A 15,363-nucleotide genomic window follows, 5' to 3' on the forward strand; every position below is an offset into this window, starting at 1 on the left:
GCGCTGATACGCGCGGTAGGAAACGGCCTAGATCAACGTCTGCTGGCCCGGCTTTGACGGCGCGACAAGCGGTTGGTCACCACGCCGAGACCTCTCCGTTTCGGCACTGAAGCGCACATCGATGTCGCGATCGCGCGCCAGGGTCGCGAGCGCCTCATCAGAGACGGCGGACCAGGCCTTGCCACGATCGGCACCGGTGGGAACGCGTGGCAGCAAACCGGGCTGACTGCTCCATTCGATCAGTTGCGAGAGTGGAACGGCATTGAGCATGTCGCGCAGGTGGTGTGCGGTCACATAGGCATCGGGCAGGGCGCGGTGCGCGGGCAGGCCCTGCTCGTGGATCAGGCCCTCGGGCCTGCGCTGATAGCGCAGCATCTGATTGGAAAATCTGGGCAGCTCCGGCCAGACCCGCAGGGCGCATTTCCAGGTGCAGATCCAGGTCGCGCCCCCACTGAGGCGGGGCGTGCAATAGCGCTGTTCGAAGGCGGCGCGGTGCGCTGCGAGCGCCACGACAGGTGTGTCGGGCCGCAGCACGGACGGCGCGACATCCTTCCAGAACGGCGCATCCGCCACCCACTCATCGAGAATATGATGGACCGCCATGGTGTCCGGCGAGATCGGCCGTCCCGGATTGACGAAACGGGCGCCTCTGGAGGTCTCGCTGACCGACCACAGACCGCCGGCGTCCTGCACGACGTCCTGCCAGCCGATCTCGCACACATCGCCGGCACCATTGCCGGCGGTTTCAAGGTCGATGATGCGCACGCAGGCGGGCTGGGCGGGGTCGTCCGTCACGATTTGGAGCGTGCTCCCTTCTTGCCGAGGATGGCCTGCGCCTTGGAGGACTTGCGCGGGTTGCTCTCGCCGTCCTTCGCTGCCGCGGCATTGGCGCGCCTGGCCGTGTGACTACCCTTGCCTTTGGTCTCTGACATCGATGGTCTCCGCGTGGATCAATGCTGTCAAAGCGGCGTCATAGGGTCAGTTGTTCCCCTTGGCATCGGCTCACCACACTCCAGAGAGGTGTATGACACCCTATTGTCTGCTTGAAGATATTGAACCTGAGGTTGTCATCGACCGATTGCGCCGTTGCTTGGTGAACCCGGTTTGGTCATGGTAGCCCCATGACATTGGCTGAAAGACGCGTACTGCACTCGCTGGCTTGGATGTGCGAGCAATACCTCCGAAAGTCGGATGGCGATCTCGACCACTCATTCATGTCCGCTGGCGAAGAGGCTATCAAGCTTTTGAGCAGCTATGGCTTTGTCGAAATCATCCCTGGGGGCGGGCGTTGGACGGCGGAAGGTCAAGCCCTGTTAGACTCGTCCAATCCGGCGTCCGCTTCTGGCTCTTGAGTGTACGTCCGCTTTCGACCCTTCGCGGACTTCGACCACTAAGTTCCTAACTGCGTGTTGAACTGTAGTACTCCGTCGTGAAGCTCGCCGACCATGACTCTCAACGCATGTAGACCCCGCATCAAACGCTAGATCACGCCCTAGGCGAGCGGCTGGCGGGACTGTTACCCCAAGCAAAAGCTGGCTTGGGAGGCTGAGCCCTAGACCTCAGGAGGGCTCGCACCGATAAAGCGGGGAGGAGGTACGGCATATGGCTCGCGAAGGACGATCGCTTGAAACACTGGCTCATGCTTTGGAGACGCTTACATCAGCCGATCCGCGGGTGACCCTCGCATCGCCGGGACGCCTTCGCGATCTCGCGTCAGACCAAGTGCGCGAGCATGACGTGCTCATGACCTTCGTGGATGGGCACCACAGAGTCATCACAGGATTCGAATGTCGCGACAGGACGGCGGCGGTCGGAGTGCCCGACGTGGAAGCTTACGCTAAGAAGTGTCAGAGGACCGGAGTGCATCAGCCGGTGATCGTGAGCGCGACCGGATTCACAGACACAGCGCTGGAAGCAGCACGGTTGGAGAACGTACTGCTGCTAGCGCTCGACGAGGTCGATAGCTTGCCGTGGCTAGCGATGCAGGAGTTGACCATTGACGAGAGGGAGTTCCTTCGATTCGACGCGAAAGGTGCGACAGATGACCCTGCTGCTGCGGATCAGGATCTCCAGCTCTTGGCGGCAGACGGGACGCCGCTCGACGTGCGAATGGTCGGGCAACATATCATGATGGAACTCGATCGATCGCTGCTGAGCGAGGGCGAAAACCTCATGCGGGTTGTCTCACCCGGTTTGGTGGCGAACGCGCGGTCCAGTGATGGTCGGATCGTTCCAATCACGAATCTATTCGGCGATCTCGTTTTCCGTCTTCATGAGCAGAAGGTGCCCGTAGCAATTCATTCTTACGGGAAGCCGGGCGAACCTGGCCGAGGGTTCGCGTCCGCCACGTTCACCGCCGATGGTCGCGAGATGCGCTTTGTGATGTCGCGCCAAGATGATGGAAGGCTGGAGGCCATGTTGATGTCGGCCGAACCGCCCGCCCAGAAGGCGGCACCGAAGCGCGATCTGCTGAGGAAGGTAAAGAGGACGCGCCTAAAATGAAGGCCGCCGCCTCGGCCCGCGCCGCCTCCACGTCAAACTGTTTCTTCACCGCCCGCATCGACACGACAAATCCATGCTCTAAGCCTGATTGCGCCTCAAGCTGCGCGACTCTGTGGGTCGGCTAGGCAAGTTCCGCTAGCCCCCATAGCGGACACTCGGCCGGTTCGTCCAAGGCGACGCTCATCGCCGCCCCGCCCTCACCCGATCAATGTCCTCGCCGCCGCCCTCGCCTCGTCCGTGATCACCGCCCCCGACAGCATCCGCGCGATCTCTTCCTGACGGGCTTCCTCATCAAGCGCATCGACGGTGGTCGTGGTCAGGCCGCCGGTGTCGGACTTGCGCACCTTCCAGTGGGCGTGGCCTCTGGCGGCGACCTGGGGGTTGTGGGTGACGACCAGGACCTGCGCACCGGTGGACAGGCGTTGCAGGCGTTCGCCGACGGCCTGGGCCACGGCGCCGCCGACGCCCTGATCGACCTCGTCGAAGATCATGACCGGCTGGCGCTGATCTTCGCGCCCAGCCAGCGCCGCCTTCATGGCCAGGGCGAAGCGGGCCAGTTCGCCGCCCGAGGCGATGGCGTCCAGGGGGCCGAAGTCGGTGCCGGCATTGGTGGCGATCTCGAACCGCGTCGTTTCCACACCCAATGGGCCACGCCGCCCGTCGGCCACCGGCTCGAACGCCACGCGGAAGCGGGCGCGGTCCAGTTTCAGCGGGCCCAGTTCCTGCATCACCGCCGCCGTCAGCCGCAGCGCCGCTGCCTCTCGCGCCGAGGTCAGGAAGGTCGCGGCCAGGTCATAGTGTTCGCGCGCGGCGCTGGCCTGACGCTCCGCCGCGACGATGGCGTCGGCCCCGTCCTCGATCAGGCGCAGCTGCTCGCGGAACCGCACCCGCAACACGGGCAGGTTCTCGACCGAGGTGTTCAGCTTTCGCGCGGCGGCGCGCAGGGCGAACAGACGCTCCTCGGCCTTGTCCAGCCGCCCCGGCTCGAAATCGAAGGCGTTGGCGGCGGCGTCGACGGTGGCGATGGCCTCGGTCGCCTCCATCAGGGTGCGGTCGATGGCCTCGGCCGCTGCGCCCAGTTGGACGATGACCGGGTGATCGGGGGTCGCACCCGCCTGCCCTGCCCGCTGACGCGCATGCTCGACGGCGCGCAGGGCCGAGGCCAGTTTCTGGGACAGCTTGTCCCCGCCCAGCAGGGTGCGGGCGTCGGCCAGATCGGCCAGGGCCTTTTCCGCCGCCCCCAGTATGGCGCGCTCGCCGGCCAGTTCGGTCTCTTCCTCGGCGCGGGGATCCAGGGCATCCAGATCGGCCAAGGCGTCGGTCAGTTCCTCGGCGCGCGAGGCGGCATCGGCGGCGGCGGCCTTCAGCTCGGCGACCGCGCGATCGGCGGCCTTCAGGGTTTCGGAGGCGGCGGCCACGGCGCTGAGCTGGGGCTGGACCCCGCCATAGGTGTCCAGCAGGGCGCGGTGGGTCTTCCAGTCCAGCAGGCCGACGGTCTCGTGCTGGCCATGCACCTCGACCAGGGCCTGGCCGATCTCGCGCAGGGCCGTGACGCCCGCAGGCTGATCGTTGACGAAGGCGCGGCTGCGGCCATCGGCGGTGACGACGCGGCGCAGGATCAACTCCTCGCCCGCCGCCACCTCGAACCCCCGCTCGGCCAGCAGCTCGATCAGGGCGGGGTCGTCGGGAGCGGTGAAGACCGCCGTGGCCGTGGCCTGTTTCGCGCCATGACGGACCAGACCGGCATCGCCTCGCGCGCCGAGCGCCAGGCCGAGGGCATCCAGAATGATCGACTTGCCCGCCCCCGTCTCGCCGGTCAGCACGGTCAGCCCGTCCCGAACCTCCAGGTCCAGCACGTCCACCAGCACGATGTCGCGGATGGAAAGGGCGGTCAGCATGAGGGCGCGCGATTCGGCATGGGTGCCAGTCTAGACCGGAACGGGGCAAGAACAGTCAGTCAGTGAATCCTGCCGCCTGACGCAGGGCCTTTGTTCAGCGACCGCCGGCTCAGCCCGGAATGATCCGGCGCAGCCAGCTTTCGCGCTGACCGGTCGGGGCGGTTTCCGGGCGGGCTCCCTCTTCGGTCAGCAGGGCGTAGGCCTCGGCGTACCAGGGGCTGCCCGGATAGTTGAAGCCCAGCACGGCACCGTTGCGCATCGCCTCTTCCTTCAGGCCCAGGATCAGATTGACCTCAACGAGACGGTACAGGGCCTCGGGCGTATGAGACGTGCGCTGGAACGCCTCGTTGGCGATCACGGCCTTGTAGCGGTTCAGCGCCGCCAGCGGCTGTCCCGCGCGCTGATAATAGCGGCCAATGTTCATTTCCTTGCCGGCCAGCTGGTCGTTGACCATGTCGATCTTGACCGTGGCGTCGATGGCATAGCTGGTGCCCGGGTAGCGGCGGGCCACGTCGTTTAGACCCTGAAGGGCCCCTTCGGCATAGCCCTGGTCACGCCCCACATCGGTGATGCGCTCGAAATTGCACAGCGCCTTCATGTAATAGGCATAGGCTGCGCCGGAGTTGCCGGGGAACAGCTGGATGAACCGGTCAGCCGCCGCCTGGGCTTCGGGATAGTTGTTGTTTTGATAGTAGGCGTAGATCTGCATCAGGATCGCCCGGCGCGACCACTCCGAATACGGGTGCTGACGCTCCACTTCCTGGAAATAGTCGACGGCGTCGGCCCAGCGCTTACTCTCCAGCCGTTGGTAACCCGTGTTGTACAGCGCCTCGACAGGACGCTCCTCGTAAGCCAGGCGCGGCCGATCCCGACCGGAACAGCCGGCGACGACGACGGTCGAACCGAGCACGAGTGCCAAAACCAGGCCGGTACGAAACTTGGGAGCAGGCAAGGACGACCTCAATCACTTTGGTCCGGGGACCGTGCAGCCCCAGCGGGCCTTCAACTGGACGGCACAGGCCAAAACCCGCGACATCCGAAAACAGGACGCGATCTCTACACCAGGCCACAACCTATCGCCAATGCGTCATGCACATGGCGTTTGGCCTTGTCGCCGGGCTGTCCCCTGATAAGAAGCGCGCCAGCGCGACCACACCAAACACAGCCCGCCGATGACGGCGAAAGGATGACCGGACATGAAGCTGCTGGCAGGCAATTCGAACCGGACCCTGGCCCAGGCCATTGCCACCCACCTGGACATGCCCCTGACGCGGGCCCAGGTGAAGCGATTCGCCGACAATGAAGTCTTCGCCGTCATCGAGGAAAACGTGCGCGGCGAGGATGTCTTCATCATCCAGTCGACCAGCTATCCGGCCAATGACAATCTGATGGAACTGCTGATCATGACCGATGCGCTGGTGCGCGCCTCGGCCAAGCGGATCACGGCCGTCATGCCCTATTTCGGCTATGCGCGTCAGGACCGGAAAACCGGTGGCCGGACGCCCATCTCGGCCAAGCTGGTCGCCAATATGATCACCCGCGCCGGCGCGCACCGCGTGCTGACCATGGATCTGCATGCCGGTCAGATTCAGGGCTTCTTCGACATCCCGACCGACAATCTGGTCGCCACGCCGGTTCTGACCGACGACATCCGCCGTCACTATCCCAATCCCGAAGAGCTGATGATCGTCTCGCCCGACGTCGGAGGCGTCGTCCGCGCCCGTGCCCTGGCCAGCCGTCTGAACGCCGACCTGGCCATCGTCGACAAACGCCGGCCCAAGGCGGGCGAAAGCGAAGTGATGAACATTATCGGTGACGTCTCAGGACGCCGCTGCATCCTTTTCGACGACATCGTCGATTCGGGCGGCACCCTGGTGAACGCGGCCAAGGCCCTGATCGACCAGGGCGCGACAGAGGTCTCGGCCTACATAAGCCACGGCGTTCTGTCGGGTCCGGCGGTCCAGCGGATCACGGACGGCCCGCTGAAGACCCTGGTCATCACCGACTCGATCGAGCAGCCTGACGAAGTTTTGAACTGCGCCAAAATCCGCGCCGTATCGGCTGCACCACTGATCGGAGAGGCTATCCGCCGGATCGCCAACGAAGAATCGGTCTCGAAACTTTTTGATTAACCATCGGAAAACACTTCGGCCCGCGTTATAGGGACTTCACATAGTATCGGTGCCGTTCGCGCCGCGCGTCCACGTGGGGATGTCTGAATGTTCCGGGTTTCAATGCGCAGTGGTCTGACGATCGCCGCCCTCGCCGCCGCCACCCTTATCGCTAGTTGCTCGACACCGGAGCCAGCGCCCGAGCCTGTCGCACCTCCTCCGCCTCCGCCACCTCCCGTCACGCTGAACGAAGGTGTGGCCCAGGCTGCCTCGATCTATGTCACCTTCATGCGTGACGTCGGCACTATCCAGCCGGGCTTCCAGGACGCCGAATCCATCCAGGCCGCCATCCGCAAGGGCGCGTCCTATGAACCGGCTCAGCTGTCGCGCGGGATGATCGCCTACGGCTCCATCCTGGCCCTTCAGTCGCCGGAGTTCGTCCAGGGCGTGCGCACCTATGCGGGTGACCCGACGACGCGACAGACCGTGATCAACAGCATCCTGACCGACCCGGCCTATGCCGCCACCCTGCCGGGGGCCGATGCCGCGGCTGGCCTGATCGTCGACACCATCGGGCGCGATTCAGCCGCGATGATGCTGATCGCCAATGCCGTCGAGGAAGACGCCTATACCATCCAGGGCCGTGGTGACCCGCGTCGCCGCTGGGCCACGGTGCACATTCCCAACCGCGAAGTCCGCCTGGAAGGGGCCAAGGCCCTGTCCGCCATTCAGATGCTGCCCTCGGCCGAGGAATCAGCGCGTCTGTTCGCTGCGGCCAACGCAGGCACAGGCCTTTCAGTCAGCCCGACTCGCTCGGGACCTCCGTATACGCCTGCCGTGGTTCGCTCGCTGGCTCTCGCCGCATTGGCCGCATTGGGTGCCGGTGGTGAAGAGGCTCGCGCCAGCACCGAGGCCCTGACGGTCGAGCAGAACAGCGAGTTCTGCCTGAACATGTCCAAGCTGATGCTGTTCCAGTGCCTGGCGGCCTCGCGCCCCAGCTATGAGGACATCTTCTGCGTCGGCCGCCACGTCGCCCGCGACCTGGCCACCTGCACGGCCCAGACGATGAATCCTGTCGGCATCACAGTGCCGGCCAGCACGGTCGCTGATGGTGCAGCAACCCCTGCCCAGACGCCGATCGCAGCCGAAGCAGCGGCGGCTTCGGCCTCCGCGACGGCAGCTCTGAACAGCGGCCGGTAAACCCTGCGGGTCAATCGGCAAGGATTCCTTGCCGGGACGGTTGCGTCCTCCGACGCTTGCGTGTAATGACCCGCGCTCTTGAATTCAGGGTCTACAGACCCCGGCGCGCGGCCGAGAAACAGCCACGCGCCGCTTTTCGTTGTTGAGGCGAGGCTATGGCCGACATCATTCTGAACGTAGACGTCCGTGAAGGCGTCGGCACCGGTGGCGCCCGAGCCGCGCGTCGTGCGGGCCTGGTCCCCGGCGTGCTGTACGGCGGCGACAAGGCCCCCGTCGCCATCTCGGTGAACGAGCGTGACTTCCGCAAGTCGCTCTACACCGGCAAGCTGCTGGGCCATCTGGTCAAGCTGAAGTACGGCAAGGAGACCCAGTCGGTCATCGCCCGCGAGGTCCAGTTCGACCCAGTTTCGGACCGTCCCCTGCACTTCGACCTGATGCGCGTCGACGAGAAGCAGACGATCACGATCGATGTGCCCGTCCACTTCATCAACGAAGACCAGTGCGGTGCATTCCGTCAGGGCGGCTCGCTGGAAGTCGTCCGTCACTCGGTCGAGGTCAAGGTCCGCGCCGACCACATCCCCGAAGACCTGATCGTCGACCTGGCCGGTCACAAGCTGGGTGACACCATCCGCTGGTCCGACCTGAAGAATACCGACGACGTCGAGCCGACCATCACCGACCGCGACTTCGTGATCGCCTCCATCAAGACCTCTTCGGCTGCCAAGGCCGCCGACGAGATCGAGGAAGCCATCGCCGAAGAGCAGGCCGAGGTTGAAGCCGCCGCCATCGAGGCCGGCGACGTGCCCGCGACCGAGCAATCGGACGAAGAAAACGCCGAAGACAAGACCGAAGACTAATCTCTTCGACACGACTGTTGCGGCAACGGCCCATTCCGGCAACGGAGTGGGCCGTTTCCTTATCCGGAGCGCGCCATGATCATCATCGCCGGCCTGGGCAACCCCGGCCCGAAGTACGAGAAGAACCGCCACAACATCGGCTTCATGGCCGTGGACGAGATCGCGCGCCGCTGGCGCTTCGGACCCGAACGGGCCAAGTTTCAGTCGGTGGTGCGCGACGGCGAGATCGATGGCACCAAGGTGCTGCTGATGAAGCCCCAGACCTTCATGAACGAGAGCGGCCGGGCGGTCGGCGAGGCGGCCCGCTTCTACAAGATCAAGCCTTCCGAGGTGATCGTCTTCCACGACGAGATCGACCTGGCCCCCGGCCGTTTTCGCATGAAGACCGGCGGCGGGGCGGCCGGTCAAAACGGCATCCGCTCCCTGATCAGCCACCTGGGGGCCGACTTCCGGCGCGGGCGGATGGGGGTGGGCCATCCCGGCGAAAGCCATCTGGTCATGCCGCACGTGCTGGGTGACTTCCACAAAGCCGACCTGCCCTGGCTGGACCCCATGCTGAGTGCCGTCGCGGACGCCCTGCCCTTTGCCGTGGCCGGTGAGGACGAACGCTTTCAGGGCGAGGTCATGCGCCTGGCCCCCGCTCCGAAATTCAGCCCGCGCCAAGCCGCGCAGGGCGGCAGGGCCGACTGAATCCCGCGCGGCCCTTCGCCACGGTTTGCAAATCGATACGGCCCCGCTAAAGCCCGGTCCGTGAGCCGTTCCCGCGTCGAAACCTGGTCGATCGCCCGATCGCTGGCCTTCCTGGCTGCGGTCTTTGCGATCACGCTCGGCACCCTGCTGCCGTTCGGAGCCATGGCGGCGGCGACGCCGGGTCAGCCCATCGTCATCTGCTCGGCCCAGGGGCCCATGACCATCCAGGTCGGCGGCGACATGGACGGCCCCGGCGGCAAGACCCATCCGGCCAAATGCGCCGCCTGCGTCATGCCCCTGCCGGCGGTCTTGCCCGACCCGCCGATCCCCGAGCCCTCGGCCCCGCTGCGCCTCGCCACGACCGTGGTCTATGCGCCGACCTCGGTCAGCCCTCCGCCCCCGGCGCGTGCGCCGCCGCGGCCGCCCTCGACCGCCCCACCCATCGCCTGAACCAGACAAGCTGACGCCATCGCGTCAGACCCCGCGCCGCCGCCCGGCCGCGCGGCATTCTTCTGTATTCAGGACCGATCCATGTCTCTCAAGACCACAGCCGCGCCGCGCGCGCTGCTACTCGCCGCCCTTGTCGCCAGCCCGTCGCTGGCTTTGGCCGAGCCCATTACTCCTCCGACCGAAGATCCCGTCACGACGCTGGACAGCGTCATCGTCACCGGCCGTCGCAATCCGGAAGACCCCGCCGTCGTGGCCGAGGCCCGCGCCCTGCTGTCGCGGACGCCGGGTGCGGTGTCGGTGGTGTCGTCAGAAAGCTATGAAAACCGCTTCGCCCAGGGTTTCTCCGACACCCTGCGCAACGTCCCAGGTGTCTTGGCCCAGAAGCGCTATGGCGAGGAAAGCCGCCTCTCCATCCGCGGCTCGGGCATCGCCCAGGGCTTTCACCAGCGCGGCGTTCTGTTCGCCCAGGACGGCGTGCCCTTTGCGGATGCCGATGGCTTTTCCGATTTTCAGGGCATCGACCCACTGAGCGCCCGCTACATCGAGGTCTACAAGGGCTCCAACACCCTGCGCTTCGGCGGGGCCCAGCTGGGCGGGGCGATCAATCTGGTCACGCCGAACGGCCGTACAGCGACGCAAGACCTGATGCTTCAGGCCGAGGCCGGCTCCTGGGGCTTCCGCCGCCTGCATGCCCAGGTGGCCGGTGAACGCGGCGACTGGGATGCCTTCGTCGGGGTCACCGCCCTGGAGGCCGACGGCTATCGCCAGCACAGCGACCAGAGCCAGGGCCGCGTCACCGCCAGCGTCGGCCGCAGCTTCGGCGAGGACCGCGAAATCCGCCTGATCGCCCAGGCCGCCGACATCCAGCAGTCGATCCCCGCCGCCGTCAGCCTGAACGCCGCCCTGACCAATCCGCGCGCCACGACACCGGTGACCATCGCCAATGACTATGCCCGCGACCTGACGCTGAAACGCCTGACGCTTCAGGGCCGCTGGCGCTTCGATGACAGCACCCTGTTCGAAGGGGCCGTCTGGGGCTGGAGCAAGGACCTGTTCCACCCGATCTTTCAGGTGGTGGACAATCAGACCGACACCGCCGGAGCCTATGCCCGCATCGACTGGACAGGCTCACTTGGCGGCATGAAGGCCGACGCCTTCTACGGCTTCAGCTATCGCGACGGTGACAACGACGCCAAACGCTTCCTGAATATCGCCGGCCAGCGTGGGGCCGTTCAGGCCAGCGGCGTCCAGCAGGCCACGGGGCTGGACGTCTTTGCCGAGGGTCGCCTGTTCGTCACCGACCAGATCGCTCTGGTCGCTGGCGGCTCCTACGGCAAGGCGACGCGCGACTATGCCGACCGCCTCAACCCGATCAACAACGCCAGTGTGGACTACGACTGGTTCTCGCCGCGACTGGGTCTGCTCTGGCAGGACGATACGGGTCTTCAGATCTTTGCCAACATCACCCGGTCGGTCGAGCCGCCGACCTATGGAGCGCTGGTTCAGGCCACCTCGCCCGGCTTCACCACGATCGACATTCAGGACGCCTGGACCGGCGAGGTGGGCGCTCGAGGTCGTCGCGGCGCGTTTGCCTGGGACGTCGTGGCCTATCGCTCGGATATCGAGGGCGAGATCCTGAATTTCATCGTCCTGGTCAATGCCCCGGCGGCGACGTTCAACGCCGACAAGACGATCCATCAGGGGATCGAGGCGGGCCTGGACTGGACCCTGCCCTTCCAGCTGGCCGACGGCAGCCTGATGCTACGTCAGACCTATGCCTTCTCGGACTTCCGGTTCGATGGCGATGTACGGTGGGGCGACAACACCCTGCCGGTGGTGCCGGAGCATCAGTATCGCGCCGAACTGACCTGGCGACATCCGTCGGGCGTCAGCCTGACCCCGTCCGTCGAATGGCGACCCAGGGATGTGTGGGTCGACTATGAGAACACCTTCAAGGCCCCGGGTTATGCCTTGATGGGCCTGAACGCGTCGTTCGACCTCGGTGATCGCGTGACGGTTTATGCGGACCTGCGCAATCTCACGGATGAGCGGTATGTCGGGGAGTTTACGGCGGTTCCAAATGCAAGTCCCACGCCGACCAATCCGCGCGATCCACGAGACGCCCAAGCCGTCTTCTTCCCGGGCGAAGGCCGTTCGGCCTTCATCGGCCTGCGTCTGACCTACTAGGGGCCTGTGGGGCGGACCGGAGACGGACCGCCCCCGCTTTCGAAAGAGATTGCCATGAGCGTGCCTGATAATTCTATGTCCAACACCGCCCTGTCCGGGAACTACCGCGCGGTCTGGCGCTGGCATTTCTATGCCGGGTTTCTGGTCCTGCCGTTTCTGATGCTGATGGCCCTGACCGGGGGGCTGTATCTGTTCAAGGCCGAGATCGACGACGCCGTTTATCGGCCCATGGCGGCGGTCGAGGCGCGGGGCACGCCCGCGTCTCCCGACCGCTGGGTCGCCGCCGCCCGGGTCGGCACAGGCGGCGAGGTGACCAATGTGCTGGTGCCGGACAGACCCGATCGTGCGGTGCAGATGACGGTGCGCCTGCCCGACGACAGCCGCCGCATCGCCTTTGTCGATCCCTACAGCGCAGAGCTGAAGGGCGTCACCGGCTATGTCGGGCTGACCGAGACCATCAAGCGAATCCACAGCCTGGAGCAGTTCGGGCCGGTCATGAACCTGGTGGTCGAGGTCGTGGCGGGCTGGGCCATCATCCTGTTCGCCACGGGCCTTTTCCTGTGGTGGCCGCGCAAGCGGGCGGTCGGCGTCACCACGGTGAAGGCCACCGATCCGAAGCGCCGCCCCTTCTGGCGCGACCTGCACGCCCTGACGGGTCTCTATGCGGGCGGGATCATCCTGTTCCTGGCGGTGACCGGCATGCCCTGGTCGTCCGTCTGGGGCGGTCAGGTGCTGAAGGCCATGAACGAGGCGGGTCTGGGTCGGCCCCAGGCTCCGTCCGCCGCCTCATCCTGGGCCCATGCCGAGCATGACGACAAGCCCAAGGGCGCGGGCTGGGCGCTGGAGCATTCCGGCGTCACCACCGACCATCAGATGGCCCCGCCGCGCCTGTCGCTGGTGATCAACCGGGCCGAGGCCATGCAGTTGCCGCGCCCATATACCGTCTCCATCCCGGCGTCGCCTGATCGCGCCTTTTCGGTCGCCCGCCAGAACGAGCGGGTTCAGGACAGCCGCACACTCTATATCGACGGCACGACCGGGACGCTGAGGGGCGACATCCGCTACGAACAGTATGGCTGGGGGGCCAAGGCCTTCGAATGGGGCATCTTCACCCATCAAGGCACCCAGTATGGCCAGATCAATCGCATCATCATGCTGCTGGGCTGTATCGCGGTCTGGGTGCTGGCGATCAGCGGCCTGATCATGTGGTGGAAGCGTCGCCCGGCCAGACGCGGCCTGTCGCTGGGCGCACCGCCCGCGCCCGGCGGCCTGCGGGCGCGTGCCGCAGTGCTGGGCATCGTCATTCCCCTCTGCCTCCTCTATCCCTTGACCGGTCTCAGCCTGCTGGCTGCGCTGGCCCTCGACCGCCTCGTCGCGCGGTTGGTGCGGCCCCGTCCGGTCGCGTCCTGAAAGGACCCTAGATCATGAAACGTCTCCTGATCCTCGCCGCCGCCTCGGCCACCCTGACCGCCTGTTCGGCCCAGCCCGAGAGCTCGACCCTGGCGGTCGTGGAGGCCGCAGACGCCCTGTGCCGACCCACCCCCAACGGACGCGACGTCACGGGCTGCTACGTGACCCTGACCGCCAGCCAGGCCGACCGTCTGATCTCCGTCGCCTCACCGTCGGCTGGCGTGGCTGAAATCCACGAGATGAAGACCGAGGGCGGCATCATGAAAATGGCCGAGCTGCCGGATGGCCTGGCCCTGCCTGCGGGCGAGGCGATCAGTCTGAAGCCGGGCGGCAATCACATCATGCTGATGCAGGTGAAGACCCCTCTGGCGACGGGGGACACCGTCTCCCTGACGCTGACGTTCGAGAAGGCGGCTCCGCTGGGGGTCCGCGCTGTTGTGGGTCAGCCGGGGCCCACACACACCCGCCACTGACACTGCAATCACGCGCGAGCCTGACAAACGGGATCGAACCGTCTAAAGGCTCGCGCTCATTGCAAACCATCGGAACGTCATGGCCCTGAAAGTCGCGATCGTCGGCCTGCCCAACGTCGGCAAGTCCACCCTGTTCAACGCCCTGACCAAGACGGCGGCGGCGCAGGCCGCCAACTATCCGTTCTGCACCATCGAGCCGAACACCGGCGACGTGGCCGTGCCCGAACCCCGCCTGGACGTGCTGGCCGAGATCGCGGGCTCCAAGGAAATCATCCCGTCACGGATCACCTTCGTGGACATCGCCGGTCTGGTGCGCGGCGCGTCCAAGGGCGAGGGTCTGGGCAACCAGTTCCTGGCCAACATCCGTGACTGCGACGCCGTGGCTTTCGTCGCACGCTGCTTCGTCGATGACGACATCACCCATGTCGAGAACCGCATCGACCCGATCTCTGACCTGGACATCATCGAGACCGAACTGATGCTGGCCGACCTGGAAAGCCTGGAGAAGCGGGTCGTCAACGTCGAGAAGAAGGCCAAGGGCGGCGACAAGGAGGCCCAGACCACCCTGCGCCTGATCAATATGGCCTTGACGCCGCTCCGCGCCGGCAAGCCGGCCCGCGTCGTCGAGGTGTCCAAGGAGGACGAGAAGGCCTGGCACATGCTGCAGCTGCTGACCTCCCTGCCCGCCCTCTATGTCGCCAACGTCGATGAGGCCTCGGCCGACAAGGGCAATGAACTGTCCGACCTGGTCGCCAAGCGCGCCGCCGAGGACAATGCCAATTCGGTCGTCATCTCGGCCAAGATCGATTCCGAGCTGGCCGTGCTGGACGCTGAGGAACAGGCCGAGTTCCTGGAAAGCCTGGGCCTGGCCGAGCCGGGCCTGAACCGGCTGATCCGTGAGGCCTATGCCCTGCTGGGTCTGCAGTCCTATTTCACGGTCGGTCCCAAGGAAGCCCGCGCCTGGACCATCCCGATCGGTGCCACGGCACCCCAGGCCGCCGGCGTCATCCACACCGACTTCGAGAAGGGCTTCATCCGCGCCGAGACCATCGCCTATGACGACTTCGTCGCCCTGCGTGGCGAGGCCAGGGCGCGTGAAGCCGGCAAGCTACGGGCCGAGGGCAAGAGCTATGTCGTCAAGGACGGCGACGTGATGAACTTCCTGTTCAACTGACGCTGTTCTGCGAAGTGGCGCTGTTTACCGCGATCGACAACTTCCTGATCACAATTCGCCGGTAACGCTTGCATCTGTCGCGCGTATTTGCGACCGGTTAGCGAAGTGTCGAGAACAGGGGGCGCCCGAATGACTCAGAACACCAATCCATGGGCGACCCAGGTCGATCCTCTGGCCCAGGACATCGCGGCCGTGCTGAAACGCATGGGCGGCTCCGCGCATCAGCGCGACGTGGTCCAGTGCGTCGCCGCGATCAAACGCCAGCGCGGCGAAACGGTGGCCCAGGATCTGGCCAACAAGATCGTCGAGGTGTTCGAGCGTTACCGCGACCTGTTCTTCCGGCCCTACGGTGAAGGCTCCATGCGCTGGGCCCTGCAACCCGGCGTCGCCTGAGCTTCTGATCTTTCCGAC

The 15,363-nt window shown here is 65.7% G+C and carries 15 protein-coding genes; 11 read left to right on the forward strand and 4 right to left on the reverse strand.

The genetic code is table 11. From position 1 onward, the window contains the following. Positions 1 to 27: 27 nt before the first annotated feature. Positions 28 to 795, reverse strand: coding sequence for a DNA polymerase III subunit epsilon (locus AC4PRM_RS06825; protein WP_492039276.1), 768 nt, complete (start codon positions 793 to 795; stop codon positions 28 to 30). Next, positions 792 to 932, reverse strand: coding sequence for a hypothetical protein (locus AC4PRM_RS06830; RefSeq protein WP_374597817.1), 141 nt, complete (start codon positions 930 to 932; stop codon positions 792 to 794). The genes AC4PRM_RS06825 and AC4PRM_RS06830 overlap by 4 nt, the downstream gene beginning before the upstream one ends. Positions 933 to 1,602: 670 nt before the next feature. On the opposite strand from AC4PRM_RS06830, the gene AC4PRM_RS06835 reads away from it, so the two are divergent. Next, the gene (locus tag AC4PRM_RS06835; RefSeq protein ID WP_492039277.1) at positions 1,603 to 2,502 is read left to right on the forward strand and encodes a restriction endonuclease; all 900 of its coding nucleotides are present in this window, start codon (positions 1,603 to 1,605) and stop codon (positions 2,500 to 2,502) included. A gap of 197 nt (positions 2,503 to 2,699) precedes the next feature. Here AC4PRM_RS06835 and recN read toward each other — a convergent pair whose 3' ends face one another. Beyond that, the gene (gene recN, locus AC4PRM_RS06840) at positions 2,700 to 4,400 is read right to left on the reverse strand and encodes a DNA repair protein RecN (protein ID WP_492039278.1); all 1,701 of its coding nucleotides are present in this window, start codon (positions 4,398 to 4,400) and stop codon (positions 2,700 to 2,702) included. 109 nt (positions 4,401 to 4,509) lie between these two features. Beyond that, positions 4,510 to 5,364 carry an outer membrane protein assembly factor BamD gene (locus AC4PRM_RS06845; protein WP_373257804.1) on the reverse strand — a complete coding sequence of 285 codons (855 nt, stop codon included), beginning with the start codon at positions 5,362 to 5,364 and terminating at the stop codon, positions 4,510 to 4,512. A 232-nt stretch (positions 5,365 to 5,596) separates the two neighbouring features. Between AC4PRM_RS06845 and AC4PRM_RS06850 the strand changes: the two genes are divergently transcribed. From AC4PRM_RS06850 to AC4PRM_RS06895, 10 genes are all read left to right on the forward strand, one after another. Further along, positions 5,597 to 6,532 (forward strand): ribose-phosphate pyrophosphokinase, encoded by a 936-nt coding sequence (locus AC4PRM_RS06850; protein WP_373257805.1) that lies wholly within the window; start codon positions 5,597 to 5,599, stop codon positions 6,530 to 6,532. Between the two features lie 87 nt (positions 6,533 to 6,619). Further along, complete coding sequence (locus tag AC4PRM_RS06855; RefSeq protein ID WP_373257807.1) at positions 6,620 to 7,711, forward strand: hypothetical protein; 1,092 nt, start codon at positions 6,620 to 6,622, stop codon at positions 7,709 to 7,711. Between the two features lie 155 nt (positions 7,712 to 7,866). Continuing rightward, complete coding sequence (locus AC4PRM_RS06860) at positions 7,867 to 8,568, forward strand: 50S ribosomal protein L25/general stress protein Ctc (RefSeq protein WP_492039279.1); 702 nt, start codon at positions 7,867 to 7,869, stop codon at positions 8,566 to 8,568. Between the two features lie 75 nt (positions 8,569 to 8,643). Next, entirely contained in the window at positions 8,644 to 9,258 is a 615-nt protein-coding gene (gene pth / locus AC4PRM_RS06865) for an aminoacyl-tRNA hydrolase (protein ID WP_373257810.1), read from the forward strand. Positions 9,259 to 9,318: 60 nt separating this feature from the next. Continuing rightward, positions 9,319 to 9,708, forward strand: a complete 390-nt coding sequence (locus tag AC4PRM_RS06870) for a DUF2946 family protein (protein ID WP_492039280.1) — start codon at positions 9,319 to 9,321, stop codon at positions 9,706 to 9,708. Between the two features lie 81 nt (positions 9,709 to 9,789). Then, a complete protein-coding gene (locus AC4PRM_RS06875; RefSeq protein ID WP_492039281.1) occupies positions 9,790 to 11,895 on the forward strand; it encodes a TonB-dependent receptor family protein in 2,106 nt (701 codons plus the stop codon). A gap of 54 nt (positions 11,896 to 11,949) precedes the next feature. Next, complete coding sequence (locus AC4PRM_RS06880; protein WP_492039282.1) at positions 11,950 to 13,305, forward strand: PepSY-associated TM helix domain-containing protein; 1,356 nt, start codon at positions 11,950 to 11,952, stop codon at positions 13,303 to 13,305. 14 nt (positions 13,306 to 13,319) lie between these two features. Next, entirely contained in the window at positions 13,320 to 13,778 is a 459-nt protein-coding gene (locus AC4PRM_RS06885; protein ID WP_373257817.1) for a copper chaperone PCu(A)C, read from the forward strand. Between the two features lie 79 nt (positions 13,779 to 13,857). Further along, positions 13,858 to 14,952, forward strand: a complete 1,095-nt coding sequence (gene ychF / locus AC4PRM_RS06890) for a redox-regulated ATPase YchF (RefSeq protein WP_492039283.1) — start codon at positions 13,858 to 13,860, stop codon at positions 14,950 to 14,952. 129 nt (positions 14,953 to 15,081) lie between these two features. After that, positions 15,082 to 15,345, forward strand: a complete 264-nt coding sequence (locus AC4PRM_RS06895) for a hypothetical protein (RefSeq protein WP_292173794.1) — start codon at positions 15,082 to 15,084, stop codon at positions 15,343 to 15,345. The last annotated feature ends 18 nt before the right edge of the window (positions 15,346 to 15,363 follow it).

It is taken from the genome of Brevundimonas sp. DW-iso22 (genome assembly GCF_058725425.1).

Coding starts and splice junctions, on each gene's coding strand:
- AC4PRM_RS06830 (WP_374597817.1), bottom strand. CDS start 932: ATGTCAGAGACCAAAGGCAAGGGTAGTCACACGGCCAGGCGCGCCAAT.
- AC4PRM_RS06835 (WP_492039277.1), top strand. CDS start 1,603: ATGGCTCGCGAAGGACGATCGCTTGAAACACTGGCTCATGCTTTGGAG.
- recN (WP_492039278.1), bottom strand. CDS start 4,400: ATGCTGACCGCCCTTTCCATCCGCGACATCGTGCTGGTGGACGTGCTG.
- AC4PRM_RS06850 (WP_373257805.1), top strand. CDS start 5,597: ATGAAGCTGCTGGCAGGCAATTCGAACCGGACCCTGGCCCAGGCCATT.
- AC4PRM_RS06855 (WP_373257807.1), top strand. CDS start 6,620: ATGTTCCGGGTTTCAATGCGCAGTGGTCTGACGATCGCCGCCCTCGCC.
- AC4PRM_RS06860 (WP_492039279.1), top strand. CDS start 7,867: ATGGCCGACATCATTCTGAACGTAGACGTCCGTGAAGGCGTCGGCACC.
- pth (WP_373257810.1), top strand. CDS start 8,644: ATGATCATCATCGCCGGCCTGGGCAACCCCGGCCCGAAGTACGAGAAG.
- AC4PRM_RS06875 (WP_492039281.1), top strand. CDS start 9,790: ATGTCTCTCAAGACCACAGCCGCGCCGCGCGCGCTGCTACTCGCCGCC.
- AC4PRM_RS06880 (WP_492039282.1), top strand. CDS start 11,950: ATGAGCGTGCCTGATAATTCTATGTCCAACACCGCCCTGTCCGGGAAC.
- AC4PRM_RS06885 (WP_373257817.1), top strand. CDS start 13,320: ATGAAACGTCTCCTGATCCTCGCCGCCGCCTCGGCCACCCTGACCGCC.
- ychF (WP_492039283.1), top strand. CDS start 13,858: ATGGCCCTGAAAGTCGCGATCGTCGGCCTGCCCAACGTCGGCAAGTCC.
- AC4PRM_RS06895 (WP_292173794.1), top strand. CDS start 15,082: ATGACTCAGAACACCAATCCATGGGCGACCCAGGTCGATCCTCTGGCC.